We start from the raw sequence: 13,586 nt of genomic DNA, 5'->3' as shown, positions 1-13,586 counted from the left end.
TTCGGCACCTTCGTCGTCTCAGACGAGGTCGCGGCCGAGGACCGTGCACTCGGTGTCGGCGTACCCGAGCCGCTCGTAGAAGCCCAGGACCTGCGTGTTGGTCGAGCGCACCATGAGGCGCACCTTGCGCACGCCCTGCGCCGCGAGCCAGGCCTCCGCGGCGACGACCGCGTCGCGACCGAGCCCCGTGCCCTGCAGGTCGGGCGCCACCGCGACGTAGTAGATCCAGCCGCGGTGCCCGTCGAACCCGGCCATGGCCGTCGCGACGACCGCGCCCGCCTCGCGCCCCGGAGCGCCTGGGGCACCCGGGGCGCCCGTGCGCGCGACGAGGATCGTCGAGGAGGGAGCGGTCCGGACGTCCGCCACGTCGAGGCGCGGGTCGTTCCACGGGCGTGCGAGGCCGCAGGCCTCCCAGAGGGCGACGACCTGCTCGACGTCGTCGTCCGTGATCTCGTGGAAGGCGACGCCGCCGACGGTCAGCGACTGCGGTGCGGCGGCGTCGGGCACGGCTGCGGGCGCGCCCGCGCCGAGGGCGTTCGTCAGCCCGACCCCGTCGCGGATGCGGCCCGGGGCCATCAGCGCGGCTGGTACGGCGAGACGACGACCTCGACGCGCTGGAACTCCTTGAGGTCCGAGTAGCCCGTCGTGGCCATGGCGCGCTTGAGAGCACCCACGAGGTTGAGCGTGCCGTCGGCCTGGCGGCCCGGGCCGAACAGGATCTCGTCGAGCGTGCCGGCCGTGCCGACGCTCACGCGCTCGCCGCGAGGAAGCTGCGGGTGGTGGGCCTCCGAGCCCCAGTGCCAGCCCTTGCCCGGAGCCTCGGTCGCGCGCGCCAGGGCAGCACCGAGCATCACGGCGTCGGCGCCGCACGCGACGGCCTTGACCAGGTCGCCGGAGTGCCCCACGCCACCGTCGGCGATGACGTGCACGTAGCGGCCGCCCGACTCGTCGAGGTAGTCCCGACGCGCGGCCGCGACGTCCGCGACGGCCGTCGCCATGGGCGCGTGGATACCGAGGCTGACACGCGTCGTGTGCGCCGCGCCGCCGCCGAAGCCCACGAGGACTCCGGCCGCTCCGGTGCGCATGAGGTGCAGGGCCGCGGTGTAGGTCGACGCGCCACCGACGATGACCGGGACGTCGAGCTCGTAGATGAAGCGCTTGAGGTTGAGCGGCTCGGCGTTGCCCGAGACGTGCTCTGCGGAGACCGTGGTGCCACGGATGACGAACAGGTCCACGCCGGCGTCGACGACCGTCTTGTAGAACTCCTGCGTGCGCTGCGGCGACAGGGCTCCCGCGACCGTGACGCCCGACTCCCGGACCTCCTTGAGGCGCTGGGTGATCAGCTCGGCCTTGATCGGCTCGGCGTACACCTCCTGCATGCGGCGCGTCGCGCTCGGGGCGTCGAGCGTCGCGATCTCCGCGAGGATCGGCTCCGGGTTCTCGTACCGCGTCCACAGGCCCTCGAGGTCCAGCACGCCCAGGCCGCCCGCGTTGCCCAGGGCGACCGCGGTCGCCGGGCTCATGACGGAGTCCATGGGGGCCGCCAGGATCGGCAGGTCGAAGTGGTAGGCGTCGATCTGCCACCCCACCGACACGTCCTCCGGGTCACGCGTACGCCGGGAGGGGACCACGGCGATGTCGTCGAAGGAGAAGGCGCGCCGTCCGCGCTTGCCACGACCGATCTCGATCTCGTTGCTCACCCGACGAGGATACCGGCCCCGGGCGCGGGCACGCCCTCCCGAGCCACGCGGTGGACCAGGGCGTCCCAGCAGCACCGCCCGGCAGGGCTGTCAGTGGCCGCTGGCATGCTCCCAGCAGAGACCAGGGACGGTCGCGAACGGCGAGGAACGCCGGGCCACCACCCACAGGACGACGGCAAGGAGCACGACGATGAGCTGGACGACCGGACCGCTGCTGGGGTTCGACACCGAGACCACCGGGGTCGACGTCACGAACGACCGCATCGTGACCGCAGCGCTCGTGCGGCGCGTCCCCGGAAGGAGCACCGAGGTCCGCACCTGGCTCGTCGACCCGGGCGTCCCCATCCCCGCGGAGGCGGCCGCGATCCACGGCATCTCGACCGAGCACGCGGTCGAGCACGGGGTGGCCCCCGGCCCCGCGCTCGAGGAGATCGCGTCGCTCATCGCCGCAGACCTCGCGATCGGCGTGCCCGTCGTCGCGTTCAACGCCGCGTTCGACCTGTCGCTGCTCGACGCCGAGCTCGCCCGGCACGCGCTGCCGACCCTGGGCGAGCGCCTGGGGCGCGAGGTCACGCCCGTGGTCGACCCGCTCGTGCTCGACCGGTCGCTCGACCGGTACCGCAAGGGCAAGCGCAAGCTCGGCGACCTGTGCGCGCACTACGGCGTGACGGACGGCGGCAACCTCCACACCGCGGACGTCGACGTGCTCGCGACCCTCGACGTGCTCGAGGCCATGACCCGTGTCTTCCCCGAGCTCGCCGAGCAGGACCTCGACTCGCTGCACCGTCACCAGATCACGGCGCACCGGGACTGGGCCGAGAACTTCAACTCCTGGCGCGCCGGGCAGGGGTACGTCGGTGCCGGGGCAAGCACCGCCTGGCCGTCGTGAGCACGGTCGGCCGACCATGAAAACCTCATAGAACATATGGGCCGCCCGTGACGATCCCGTGAAGCCCCTCCGCGCCGCCGACATCGACGCGCCGATATCTCATCGATGAGTTATCGTCGGCTCATGACCATGGTCGACGAAGCACCCCAGCACCTCGCACAGGTCGCCGCCCTCATCCGCGGCGCACGCCAGAACAAGGGCCTCACCCAGGCCCAGCTCGCCGAGCGCCTCGGGACGAGCCAGAGCGCGATCCACCGGATCGAGCAGGGCTCGCAGAACGTGAGCCTCGACATGCTCGCCCGCATCAGCGCCGCTCTCGACTCGGAGATCATCTCGTTCGGCGCACCGAAGCACTCCCACCTGCGGGTCAGCGGCGGACACGAGCTCTCGGGCCGCATCGAGGTCAACTCCTCGAAGAACGGCGCGGTCGCGCTCCTGTGCGCCTCGCTCCTCAACCGCGGACGCACCACGCTGCGCCGGGTCGCGCGCATCGTCGAGGTCGACCGCATCGTCGACGTCCTGCGCAGCATCGGCGTACAGGCCACCTGGTCGGCAGACGGCCGCGACCTCGAGATCGTCGTGCCCGAGCAGCTCGACCTCGCGTCGATCGACGTCGACGCCGCGCGCCGCACCCGCTCGATCATCATGTTCCTCGGGCCCCTCCTCGGCCTCCAGGCCCAGTTCTCGCTCCCCTACGCGGGCGGTTGCGACCTGGGCACCCGGACCGTCGAACCCCACATGATCGCGCTGCGCCCGTTCGGGCTGTCCGTCACCGCGGCCTCGGGCAACTACGAGGCGATCGTCGCGGCGCCCGGCACCCAGGACCTCAGCGTGGTCCTCACCGAGCGCGGCGACACCGTCACGGAGAACGCGATCATGGCCGCCGCGTCGCGCGAGGGCGTGACCACGATCCGCAACGCGAGCCCCAACTACATGGTCCAGGACCTCTGCTTCTACCTCGAGCTCCTGGGCGTGCGCATCGAGGGCATCGGCACGACCACGCTGCGCATCCACGGGCGCACCGACATCGACGCCGACGTCGAGTACGCGGTCTCCGAGGACCCGGTCGAGGCCATGAGCCTCCTGACGGCCGGGATCGTCACGGGCTCGGAGATCACGGTCGCCCGCGTCCCGATCGAGTTCATGGAGATCGAGCTCGCGACCCTGTCCGAGATGGGTCTGCGCTACTCGCTCTCCCCCGAGTACCTGGCACTCAACGGGCGCACCCGCCTGGTCGACGTGACCGTCCACCCGAGCCAGCTCCACGCACCGATCGACAAGATCCACCCCATGCCCTTCCCGGGGCTCAACATCGACAACCTGCCGTTCTTCGCCGTCATCGCGGCGTGCGCGAGCGGGCACACCCTCATCCACGACTGGGTGTACGAGGGCCGGGCGATCCACCTGACGGACCTCACGCGCCTCGGAGCCGACGTCCGGCTCCTCGACTCTCACCGGCTCGACATCACCGGACCGACCCACTGGTCCGGAGCCGAGGTGAGCTGCCCTCCCGCGCTGCGACCCGCCGTCGTGATCCTGCTCGCGATGCTCGCGGCGAAGGGCACCTCGGTGCTGCGCAACGTCGACATCATCTCGCGCGGCTACGAGCAGCTTCAGGAGCGGCTCATCGAGCTCGGTGCGCGGATCGAGACGTTCCGCGACTGACCTCGGGCGACCGACGACGGATCCGCGCACGACGCGGCCCGCACACGACAGGACGGGCGTGACCTTCTCGGTCATGCCCGTCCTGTCGTGCGTCAACGCCCGCCGCGGCGGGCGCGAGGTCAGCGCCCCGTGTAGTTGGGAGCCTCGACCGTCATCTGGATGTCGTGCGGGTGCGACTCCTTGAGCCCGGCCGGCGTGATGCGCACGAACTTGCCGCGCTCCTGGAGCTGCGGGATCGTGTGCGCGCCGACGTAGAACATCGACTGGTGCAGGCCCCCGACGAGCTGGTGGGCGACCGCGCCGAGCGGGCCACGGTAGGGCACCTGCCCCTCGATGCCCTCGGGGACGATCTTGTCGTCGCTCGCGACGTCCGCCTGGAAGTAGCGGTCCTTGGAGTACGACACCTTCTTGCCGCGCGAGGCCATGGCCCCGATCGAGCCCATGCCGCGGTAGAGCTTGTACTGCTTGCCGTTGACGAACACGAGGTCACCGGGGCTCTCGTCGCAGCCCGCGAGGAGAGAGCCGAGCATGACCGTGTCCGCACCCGCGACGAGCGCCTTCGCGATGTCGCCCGAGTACTGCAGGCCGCCGTCGCCGATGACCGGCACGCCGGCCGGGCGGCACGCGAGCGAGGCCTCGTAGATGGCCGTGACCTGCGGGACGCCGACGCCCGCGACGACCCGGGTCGTGCAGATCGAGCCCGGGCCCACGCCGACCTTGACGCCGTCGGCTCCGGCGTCGACGAGCGCCTGCGCGCCTGCGCGGGTCGCGACGTTGCCACCGACGACCTGGACGTCCTTGAACGCCGGGTCCGCCTTGAGCTTGCGGATCATGTCGAGCAGGAGGCGTGCGTGGCCGTTCGCGGTGTCGGCGACCAGGACGTCCACGCCGGCCTCGGCGAGCGCCGTCGCGCGAGCCCACGCGTCGCCGAAGAACCCGATCGCCGCACCGACGCGCAGGCGACCCTCGCCGTCCTTGGTCGCGCCCGGGTACTGCTCGGTCTTGACGAAGTCCTTGACGGTGATGAGACCGCCCAGCCGGCCCTCGGCGTCGATGAGCGGGAGCTTCTCGATCTTGTGCTTGGCCAGGAGCGCGGCCGCGTCGTCGCGCGCGATGCCGATGGGGGCCGTCACGAGGGGCATGGGGGTCATGATCTCGAACACGCGCCGCTCGGCGAAGTCCGCGGGGTTGACGAACCGCAGGTCCCGGTTCGTGATGATGCCGACGAGCGTGCCGTCGGGCTCCACGACGGGCAGGCCGGACACCCGGTACTGACCGCACAGCGCGTCGAGCTCGGCGAGCGTGGCCTCCGGACCGACCGTGACCGGGTCGGTGATCATGCCGGACTCGGACCGCTTGACGAGGTCGACCTCCTTGGCCTGCGCCTCGATCGACAGGTTGCGGTGGATGATGCCGATCCCGCCCTGGCGGGCCATCGCGATCGCCATGCGCGACTCGGTCACCGTGTCCATCGCCGCCGAGAGCAGCGGTGCGGACATGGTGATCTCGCGCGTCAGCCGGGCGGTCGTGTCGACCTCGCTCGGGATGACGTCCGTCTCGTTCGGGAGCAGGAGGACGTCGTCGTACGTCAGTCCGGTGAAGCCGAAGGGGTCGTGTGCGGGGGCTGCGAGAGAGTCGGTCACATCAAGATTCTACGCTCAGGGCCTCGGGCATATTCCCGGCCGTCCCGCCACCGAGACGGCCGAGGGACGGCCGAGGGGCGGCCGGGGGACGGCCGGGAGCGTGCGCGTGGCGCAGGTCACCGTACGACGGCGAGGGCCTCGTGGAGCAGACCGGTGAAGCTGCGCACGCGCTGGACCGTCGAGGCGTAGGGCAGGCTCGCCGCCGCCTCGTCGTTCGCGAGACCGACGAAGATCGGCAGGTCCGGGTTGGCCTCGTGCAGGGTGTGCACGACGTCGAGCACCGGCCGGGGCTGCATCGTCACCACGGCGATGGCCGCTGGGCGGACCATGGTGACGAGCTCGAGCGAGCGGTGCGCCGTGGCCGAGCCCGTGACGATGCGAGCCATGGCCCCCTGGGCGCCGAGGGCCGCCGCCAGGGCGTGCGCAGCGAGCGGCACCTGCTCCCCGGGCGCGGCGAAGATCAGCACGATGCGGCGCATGCGGCTCGGGTGGTTGGGCGGCGGACCGCCTCCCGCGACGAGCGCCTCCTCGGACGCGTGCGTGTACTCGCGCAGTGCGGCCAGGGTCGCGTTCGAGAACACGACCTCGGGCATCTCGCCCGGGGACGCGAGGAACGTCCGCTCGGCGATGCGGTGCAGCGCGGGCTCGACGAGCGTCGACCACCAGTGCCCCGGGTCCGTGCCGGGCGCGATACGCAGGAGCTGGTCGCACTTCTTCTGGTCGAACGCGATGGCGGCGTCCACGACGTCGGACACGCTCGTCAGACGAGGCGCCCCCAGGCGGATGGGCTCGTCGTCGGCAGATCGTGGCACCGAGCGCAGCAGCCGCACCCCGCCGGAGGGCGTGTCGGTCGCCTGGGACGAGCCGCCGCCGGGCGCGGGGCCTTCCTCCAGGTCACCCCCTGCGTCATCAGCGCCGTCGGCATCATCGGCGCCGTCGGCGTCGGCGTCGCCCGCGTCGCTCTCGAGGGCCAGCTCGGCCTCGTCCGCGTCGAGGGCTGCACGCGCTGCGTCGACGGGGGCGACCCCCTCGAGCGTCAGGCGACGCATGATGACGAGCCGCGCGACGTCGTCGGCGGTGTACCGGCGATGGGAGCCGGCGGTGTGCTCCGAGGGCCCGAGGCCGTAGCGACGGTCCCAGGTACGGAGGGTGGCCGGGGCGACGCCCAGCCTCTTGGCAACGGCCGCGACGGCGAGAGCTGGTGCCTCGGTCGCCTTCCGTCGGGGCCCGCCGGGGTTCGGGGCGGACCGGAGTGAATTCATGCACCCGATTCTGCCGACCGGTTCAGTCGCTCGCCACTTCGGACGCGGCGTGTCTCAGTCCGTGATGCCCGGAATGGCTGAACCACGCGTGAAACGAGTGCCGTTCGCGCCACTCCGTGCCCAAATCGATGCAGACCTCGCAGAACCGGTTCACGAAGTTGCCCACCTCAGCCACTTGAACAACTTCTGCAACGCTTGTAGGTTGTCCTGCATGACAGAGATCTCGAGGCTCCCCGGACCGGTCATGGAACTGTGGGAATGGCAGTACCAGGGTTCGTGCCGCGACCAGGACGACACCCTCTTCTTCCACCCGGAGGGCGAGCGAGGCTCGACCCGACGACGACGCGCCGAGGCGGCCAAGGCGATCTGCGCCTCGTGCCCGGTGATGATGCAGTGCCGCGAGCAGTCCCTCAAGGTCCGCGAGCCCTACGGGGTCTGGGGCGGCCTCAGCGAGGACGAGCGCGCCGCGATCCTGGCCGGCGTCGCGAAGACCGGCTGACCTGCCGACCGGCCGGGCCCCGCCCGGCCTGCGCACGCGAGCCGTCCGCGCAGCACCCCGCACCACCCGTCAGCATCCACCACACGTCCCCGGCGCCCGCGCCGGCCTCGAGATCCCGCCGGCACCGGACATGACGAAGGGCCCCGCAACCGACAGGTTGCGGGGCCCTTCGTCACCAGCAGAGCTGCTGGACGTCAGCCGGTGATCAGAAGATCAGGAGACGACCACGGCGAGGATGTCGCGCGCGGAGAGCACCAGGTACTCCTGGCCCCCGTACTTGACCTCGGTGCCGCCGTACTTGCTGTAGATGACCTTGTCGCCGACGACGACGTCCAGCGGGACGCGGTTGCCGTTGTCGTCGATACGACCCGGACCAACGGCCAGGACCTCGCCCTCCTGGGGCTTCTCCTTGGCGGTGTCCGGAATGACCAGGCCGGATGCGGTCGTGGTCTCGGCCTCGAGGGCCTTCACGACGATCCGGTCCTCGAGCGGCTTGATGGGGACCGACACGTCGGACCTCCGTTTCGCTGTGAGAACTGCAACGGGTAGGTGTCGAGCGCAGCCTGCCGTCCGTCGTCGCGGGTGCCGGACCGGCGGGAGTCGCTCTCGTCGCCCTCACCCGAAGGTGCGGACGACCTACGCTCAATCTAGGTCCGCATTAGCACTCGGTCAAGGCGAGTGCCAACGCGCGCCGGGCGTGGAAAGATCGATGCATGGACGCGTCGGCACTGACCAAGCTGCTCAGCCCGGCGGGATGGTCGCTCCTCAGCGCACTCCCGCCCTACGACGAGCGCCAGGCCATGGTGCTCGCGACCGGCCTGCGCGCCCAGGGCGTCGACCCCGAGCTCGCCGCGGCAGCCCTCACCCAGTCCCGCCTGCGCGCCAAGGCCCACCTCAAGTTCGACGCGTTCGCCGACGGCATGCTCTTCACCCAGGACGGTCTCGAGCAGGCGACCCGGCTCGTGGTCGCGGCCCACCACGCGCAGCGCTACCACGCGGCCGGCGTCACCAAGGTGGCCGACCTGACGTGCGGCATCGGCGCGGACTCCATGACCTTCGCCGGGACCGGCCTGCAGGTCCTCGCGACCGACATCGACGAGGTCACGGCCTCGATCGCGACGGTCAACCTGCGCCACTTCCCCGAGGCCGAGGTCCGCCACGCCGACGGCCTGAGCATCGACCTCGTCGCGGAAGGCGTCGACGGTGTGTTCGCCGACCCGGCGCGGCGCACGCGGTCGGGCACGCGGATCTTCGACCCGCGCTCGTACGCTCCCCCGCTCGACGACGTGTGGGCGCTGCGCTCGGTCGTGCCCGCGGTCGGGATCAAGGTCGGTCCTGGCATCCCGCACGCGGGGCTGCCCGCCGACGCCGAGACCCAGTGGGTCTCGGTCGACGGCGACGTCGTGGAGGCCGCACTCTGGTTCGGGCCCCTCGCCCCGGACGGCCCCGGGCGCACGGCCCTCGTGCTGCGCACCACGACCGACGCCGACGGCAACCACCGCACGACCTCGCGCACCCTGCGCCACGACCAGGGCGACGACGAGCCCGTGCCGGACGTCGGCGCCGTCGGGCACTACCTGTACGAGCCCGACGGCGCGGTCATCCGCGCCGGGCTCGTGGCCCACGCCGCGGCGGAGCTGGGCGGGCGGCTGCTCGACCGGACCATCGCGTACGTCACGACGGACCACCCCGCGCCCCGCTCGGCAGTCGGCAGCGCCGACAGAGCTGATCTTGCGACCGGCTACCGTGTCCTGGACGTCATGCCCTTCAGCCTCAAGAAGCTCAAGGCGTACCTGCGCGAGCGGGGCGTCGGGCGGCTGACCATCAAGAAGCGAGGCACGGCCGTCGTGCCTGAACAGCTCCGCAAACAGCTCGACCTGCGCGGCACCGCGGAGGCGACCGTCGTCCTGACCCGGGTCGGCGGGTCGCAGCAGGTCCTGGTCGTCGAACCGTTGACCCGGCCCGACGGCACGAGCGTCCTCGACTCCCCCACGCCTGGAGAAAGGGGCTGATCGGTGCACCTTCCCTTCGCCCGGTCCGAGCGCTCGTCCGTCGGCATCGAGTGGGAGCTCGCGCTCGTCGACAAGGACTCGGGCGACCTGCGCCAGGTCGCCCAGACCGTGCTGGACGCCGTCGAGCCCACCGACGGGACCCAGCACCCGCACATCCGCCAGGAGCTGCTCCTCAACACGGTCGAGGTCGTGAGCGGCGTGTGCCGCACGGTCGGCGACGCCGGCCGTGACCTCGAGGCCGCGATCGAGGAGATCCGCGTCCTGACCGACCCCCTGCGCGTCGAGCTCATGAGCGCGGGCACGCACCCGTTCGCGCGCTGGGCCCAGCAGAAGGTCACGGACAAGGAGCGCTACGCGACCCTCATCGACCGCACGCAGTGGTGGGGGCGGCAGATGCTCATCTACGGCGTGCACGTGCACGTCGGGATCGAGGACCGCGCCAAGGTGCTGCCCATCTCGCGCGCCATGCTGGGGTACTTCGCGCACCTCCAGTCGCTCTCGGCGTCGTCGCCGTTCTGGGGCGGCAAGGACACGGGCTACGCGTCGAACCGTGCGCTCATGTTCCAGCAGCTCCCGACCGCGGGCCTGGGCTTCCAGTTCGAGACGTGGGAGCAGCTCGAGGGCTATGTGGGCGACATGATGCACACGGGCGTGATCGACCAGTTCGACGAGGTCCGCTGGGACCTGCGGCCGTCCCCACGCTTCGGCACGCTCGAGACGCGCATCTGCGACGGCGCGACCAACCTGACCGAGGTCCTCGCGCTCGCCGCGCTCAACCACTGCCTGGTCGAGCACCTGTCGACGCTGCTCGACGAGGGCAAGGAGCTCCCCACGATCCCGGCGTGGTTCGCGCAGGAGAACAAGTGGCGCTCGGCGCGCTACGGCATGGACGCGATCATCATCCTCGACCGTGCGGGCAACGAGGAGCTCGTGACCGAGGCGGTGAGCAAGCTGCTCGTCGAGCTCGAGCCCGTCGCGGCCCGTCTCGGGTGCCTCGCCGAGCTCGACGACGTGCGCCTCATCCTGCGCCGCGGCGCCTCCTACCAGCGGCAGCGGGCCGTGGCGCGGCGCAACGGGGGCGAGCTCGACGCCGTCGTGCGTGCGCTCGTCGCGGAGATGCGGGCGGGCCGCCCGCTCTGACAGGGCCCGCAGCGTCCCCGCGCGCCGGTCCGGATATTGCGTTGCCCCTGCTGAGACCATGGGACGCATGGATCCTGCGGACTTCTACACGGGCATCGTCGCCGAGCTCTACGCTCCCCTGAAGTCGGGCTACGAGGACCCGGAGCGCTACGCGCGCTTCGTGCTCGACTCGGGCGAGCCGGCCCTCGAGCTGGGCTGCGGCGACGGGGACCCGCTCCTGGTCCTGCGCTCGCTGGGCCTGGACGTCGAGGGGGTGGACTCGTCGGCCGACATGCTCGAGCGGTGCCGCGAGCTCGCGGCCGTCCAGGGGCTCGACGTCACGCTCCACCACCAGCGCATGGAGTCCCTCGACCTGCCGCACACGTACCGTTCGATCTTCCTCGCGGGCCCCACGTTCTGCCTCCTGCCCGACGACGACACGGCGCTCGCGGCGCTGCGCGGCATCCGGTCCCACCTGACCGAGGACGGGACCGCCCTGGTCCCGCTCTTCGTCCCGTCCCCCACTCCCCCCGAGGCGGTGGGCGTCCCTCGCGAGACGACACGTGAGGACGGCGCCGTCCTGCGGGTCGGGGTCGTGGCCGAGGAGCGCGACGAGCACACGCGGACCCAGCGCAGCGCGCTGCGCTACGAGCGGGTGCTCGACGGCGCGAGCACGGTGGAGGAGCGGCTCTGGACGATCCACTGGTACACGCAGGACGGGTTCCGGGCGCTCGCTTCGGCGGCGGGCCTCGAGACGGTCGCCGTCCAGGACGAGGACGGGCACCACGCCGCGGCGGACGTCGACGAGTTCACGTTCCTGCTGCGCCCTGCGCGCTGAGGCGCGGCACGCGTCAGCGTGCCGGTCTGCGCAGGTCCTGGTTCAGACCGAGACGGTCGTGAGCGGCATCGACGAGTCGACGGGGATGTCCAGGCCCGACGGCGCCACACCGGCCCGCACGACGGCGGACCCGAGTGCGGCGATCATCGCGCCGTTGTCGGTGCAGTAGCGGATCGGCGGGATGCGCAGGTCGATCCCGGCCTCGGCGCAGCGCTCGGCCGCCATGTCGCGGAGCTGGGAGTTGGCGCTGAACCCACCGCCGACCACGAGGGTCTCGACGCCGTGCCGCTGGCAGGCCGCGATGGTCTTGGCCGTGAGGACGTCGGCGACGGCCTCGGCGAAGGAGGCCGCGACGTCGTTCAGCGGCACCTCGAGGCCGCTGTCGGTGCGGGCCTCGACCCACCGCGCCACCGCGGTCTTGAGCCCCGAGAACGAGAAGTCGTACGCGTGCTTCTCCTGGTCCTTGCGGGCCGTGAGGCCGCGCGGGAACCGGATCGCGGTCGGGTCGCCCTCGCGCGCGAGGCGGTCGATGTGCGGACCGCCCGGGTAGGGCAGGCCGAGCAGGCGGCCGACCTTGTCGAAGGCCTCGCCGGCGGCGTCGTCGAGCGTCGAGCCGAGCTCGGTCACGTCGGTCGCGATGTCGTCGACCAGGAGCAGCGAGGAGTGCCCGCCCGAGACCACGAGCGCCATGACGCGCTCCGGGAGCTCGCCGTGGACGAGCTCGTCCACGGCGGCGTGGCCGATCACGTGGTTCACGCCGTAGAGCGGCTTGTTCAGGCCGATCGACAGGGCCTTGGCGGCCGACGCGCCGATCGTGAGCGGCCCCACGAGACCGGGCCCTGCCGTCACGGCGATCGCGTCGATCTCGGACAGGTCGACGTCGGCCTCGCCCAGCGCGCGCTGGATCGTGGGGATCATCGCCTCGAGGTGGGCGCGCGAGGCGACCTCGGGGATGATGCCGCCGTAGCGGGCGTGCTCGTCCATGGAGCTCGCGACCGCGTCGACGAGAAGCTCGCGCCCGCGCACGAGCGCGACGCCCGTCTCGTCGCAGGACGACTCGATGCCGAGGACCAGGGGCGCGCCGAGGGTGTCAGAGGAACCGCCAGAAACCATGGTTCCCAGCGTAGTCGCGTGGCGGCGGTCGTCGTGCGCGGCGCCGCACGGGGACCGCGGGGACGCGCCCTGAGCAGCACGTGGCCGGGCGCCCCGGACCGGATGTGTCGCACGTCACGGCTCCGAGCGGGAAGGGTGATTGATCCTTCAACTGTTGACCGAGGCATGAGCACCGAGACCTTCACCCCCATCGACGCCGCCTTCGACGACCTGCTCGAGATCGACGCCTCGACCGCCGACCTCCTGTTCCGCGAGGCCCGGACCGTGCACGCCTTCGAGGACGAGGCGGTGCCCGACGAGAAGATCCAGGCCGCCTACGACCTGGTCCGCTGGGGCCCGACCGCCATGAACACCGTGCCGCTGCGCCTCCTCGTGGTCCGCGACCCCGAGGCCCGTGCGCGCCTCGTCGAGCACATGGCCGACGGCAACAAGGCCAAGACCCTCGCGGCCCCGCTCACGATCGTCGCCGCGGCCGACCCCAACTTCCACGAGTACCTCCCGGTCCTCGCCCCGCACATGGAGGGCGCCAAGGAGAACTTCGAGGCTGCCGGTGTCGAGACCCGCGCGGGCATGTCCCGCACGTCCGCGCTGATCCAGGTCGGCTACTTCATCGTGGGCCTGCGCGCCGCCGGTCTGCACGTCGGCCCCATGGGCGGGTTCGACGCCGCGGGCATCGACGCCGAGTTCTTCGGCGAGAACGGCTGGAAGTCGCTCGTCGTCATCAACGTCGGCACCCCGGCCGGCGAGGGCGCGACGTACCCGCGCCAGACGCGCCTCACGTTCGACCAGGCGTCGCAGACCCTCTGAGACCCTCTGAGGCGACCGCCCCGCACGTCCCCGAGACCC

At 71.8% G+C, this 13,586-nt stretch carries 13 protein-coding genes; 7 read left to right on the top strand and 6 right to left on the bottom strand.

Annotation, left to right across the window (positions count from 1 at the left end; genetic code table 11):
* Positions 1-18: 18 nt before the first annotated feature.
* Positions 19-576 (bottom strand): GNAT family acetyltransferase, encoded by a 558-nt coding sequence (locus tag JOD48_RS06010; protein WP_191791470.1) that lies wholly within the window; start codon positions 574-576, stop codon positions 19-21.
* Positions 576-1,700 carry a GuaB3 family IMP dehydrogenase-related protein gene (locus JOD48_RS06005; protein WP_204808042.1) on the bottom strand — a complete coding sequence of 375 codons (1,125 nt, stop codon included), beginning with the start codon at positions 1,698-1,700 and terminating at the stop codon, positions 576-578. The genes JOD48_RS06010 and JOD48_RS06005 overlap by 1 nt, the downstream gene beginning before the upstream one ends.
* Positions 1,701-1,890: 190 nt before the next feature.
* Between JOD48_RS06005 and JOD48_RS06000 the strand changes: the two genes are divergently transcribed.
* Positions 1,891-2,589 (top strand): exonuclease domain-containing protein, encoded by a 699-nt coding sequence (locus JOD48_RS06000; protein ID WP_191791474.1) that lies wholly within the window; start codon positions 1,891-1,893, stop codon positions 2,587-2,589.
* A 129-nt stretch (positions 2,590-2,718) separates the two neighbouring features.
* Complete coding sequence (locus JOD48_RS05995; RefSeq protein ID WP_191791638.1) at positions 2,719-4,254, top strand: UDP-N-acetylglucosamine 1-carboxyvinyltransferase; 1,536 nt, start codon at positions 2,719-2,721, stop codon at positions 4,252-4,254.
* A gap of 119 nt (positions 4,255-4,373) precedes the next feature.
* Here JOD48_RS05995 and guaB read toward each other — a convergent pair whose 3' ends face one another.
* Both guaB and JOD48_RS05985 read right to left on the bottom strand, forming a co-directional pair.
* Entirely contained in the window at positions 4,374-5,897 is a 1,524-nt protein-coding gene (gene guaB, locus JOD48_RS05990) for an IMP dehydrogenase (protein WP_138825480.1), read from the bottom strand.
* 116 nt (positions 5,898-6,013) lie between these two features.
* Complete coding sequence (locus tag JOD48_RS05985; RefSeq protein ID WP_204808037.1) at positions 6,014-7,159, bottom strand: MerR family transcriptional regulator; 1,146 nt, start codon at positions 7,157-7,159, stop codon at positions 6,014-6,016.
* Positions 7,160-7,370: 211 nt separating this feature from the next.
* Between JOD48_RS05985 and JOD48_RS05980 the strand changes: the two genes are divergently transcribed.
* Positions 7,371-7,658: a WhiB family transcriptional regulator gene (locus tag JOD48_RS05980; protein WP_030151886.1), complete on the top strand. Its 288-nt coding sequence runs from the start codon at positions 7,371-7,373 to the stop codon at positions 7,656-7,658.
* Positions 7,659-7,871: 213 nt separating this feature from the next.
* On the opposite strand, the gene groES is transcribed toward JOD48_RS05980, so the two are convergent.
* Positions 7,872-8,168 carry a co-chaperone GroES gene (gene groES / locus JOD48_RS05975; RefSeq protein WP_030151887.1) on the bottom strand — a complete coding sequence of 99 codons (297 nt, stop codon included), beginning with the start codon at positions 8,166-8,168 and terminating at the stop codon, positions 7,872-7,874.
* A 203-nt stretch (positions 8,169-8,371) separates the two neighbouring features.
* Here groES and JOD48_RS05970 point away from each other — a divergent pair, with 203 nt between their 5' ends.
* The 3 genes from JOD48_RS05970 (at position 8,372) to JOD48_RS05960 (ending at position 11,627) form a co-directional block, all read left to right on the top strand.
* Positions 8,372-9,670 (top strand): class I SAM-dependent methyltransferase, encoded by a 1,299-nt coding sequence (locus tag JOD48_RS05970; RefSeq protein ID WP_204808034.1) that lies wholly within the window; start codon positions 8,372-8,374, stop codon positions 9,668-9,670.
* Positions 9,671-9,673: 3 nt separating this feature from the next.
* Positions 9,674-10,810: a glutamate--cysteine ligase gene (locus JOD48_RS05965; protein ID WP_138825488.1), complete on the top strand. Its 1,137-nt coding sequence runs from the start codon at positions 9,674-9,676 to the stop codon at positions 10,808-10,810.
* Positions 10,811-10,877: 67 nt separating this feature from the next.
* Entirely contained in the window at positions 10,878-11,627 is a 750-nt protein-coding gene (locus JOD48_RS05960) for a class I SAM-dependent methyltransferase (RefSeq protein ID WP_204808032.1), read from the top strand.
* A gap of 42 nt (positions 11,628-11,669) precedes the next feature.
* Here JOD48_RS05960 and tsaD read toward each other — a convergent pair whose 3' ends face one another.
* Entirely contained in the window at positions 11,670-12,740 is a 1,071-nt protein-coding gene (tsaD, locus tag JOD48_RS05955) for a tRNA (adenosine(37)-N6)-threonylcarbamoyltransferase complex transferase subunit TsaD (protein ID WP_204808030.1), read from the bottom strand.
* A 165-nt stretch (positions 12,741-12,905) separates the two neighbouring features.
* Between tsaD and JOD48_RS05950 the strand changes: the two genes are divergently transcribed.
* Entirely contained in the window at positions 12,906-13,547 is a 642-nt protein-coding gene (locus tag JOD48_RS05950; protein WP_204808028.1) for a malonic semialdehyde reductase, read from the top strand.
* The last annotated feature ends 39 nt before the right edge of the window (positions 13,548-13,586 follow it).

Source organism: Oerskovia paurometabola, assembly GCF_016907365.1.
GTDB classification, from domain to species: domain Bacteria; phylum Actinomycetota; class Actinomycetes; order Actinomycetales; family Cellulomonadaceae; genus Oerskovia; species Oerskovia paurometabola.
This window is presented reverse-complemented; position numbering and strand designations above follow the sequence as displayed.

Bases quoted from the DNA above. Each gene is read 5' to 3' on its own strand.
- JOD48_RS06010 (WP_191791470.1), bottom strand. From the start codon at position 576: ATGGCCCCGGGCCGCATCCGCGACGGGGTCGGGCTGACGAACGCCCTC.
- JOD48_RS06000 (WP_191791474.1), top strand. From the start codon at position 1,891: ATGAGCTGGACGACCGGACCGCTGCTGGGGTTCGACACCGAGACCACC.
- JOD48_RS05995 (WP_191791638.1), top strand. From the start codon at position 2,719: ATGGTCGACGAAGCACCCCAGCACCTCGCACAGGTCGCCGCCCTCATC.
- JOD48_RS05985 (WP_204808037.1), bottom strand. From the start codon at position 7,159: ATGAATTCACTCCGGTCCGCCCCGAACCCCGGCGGGCCCCGACGGAAG.
- JOD48_RS05980 (WP_030151886.1), top strand. From the start codon at position 7,371: ATGACAGAGATCTCGAGGCTCCCCGGACCGGTCATGGAACTGTGGGAA.
- JOD48_RS05970 (WP_204808034.1), top strand. From the start codon at position 8,372: ATGGACGCGTCGGCACTGACCAAGCTGCTCAGCCCGGCGGGATGGTCG.
- JOD48_RS05960 (WP_204808032.1), top strand. From the start codon at position 10,878: ATGGATCCTGCGGACTTCTACACGGGCATCGTCGCCGAGCTCTACGCT.
- tsaD (WP_204808030.1), bottom strand. From the start codon at position 12,740: ATGGTTTCTGGCGGTTCCTCTGACACCCTCGGCGCGCCCCTGGTCCTC.
- JOD48_RS05950 (WP_204808028.1), top strand. From the start codon at position 12,906: ATGAGCACCGAGACCTTCACCCCCATCGACGCCGCCTTCGACGACCTG.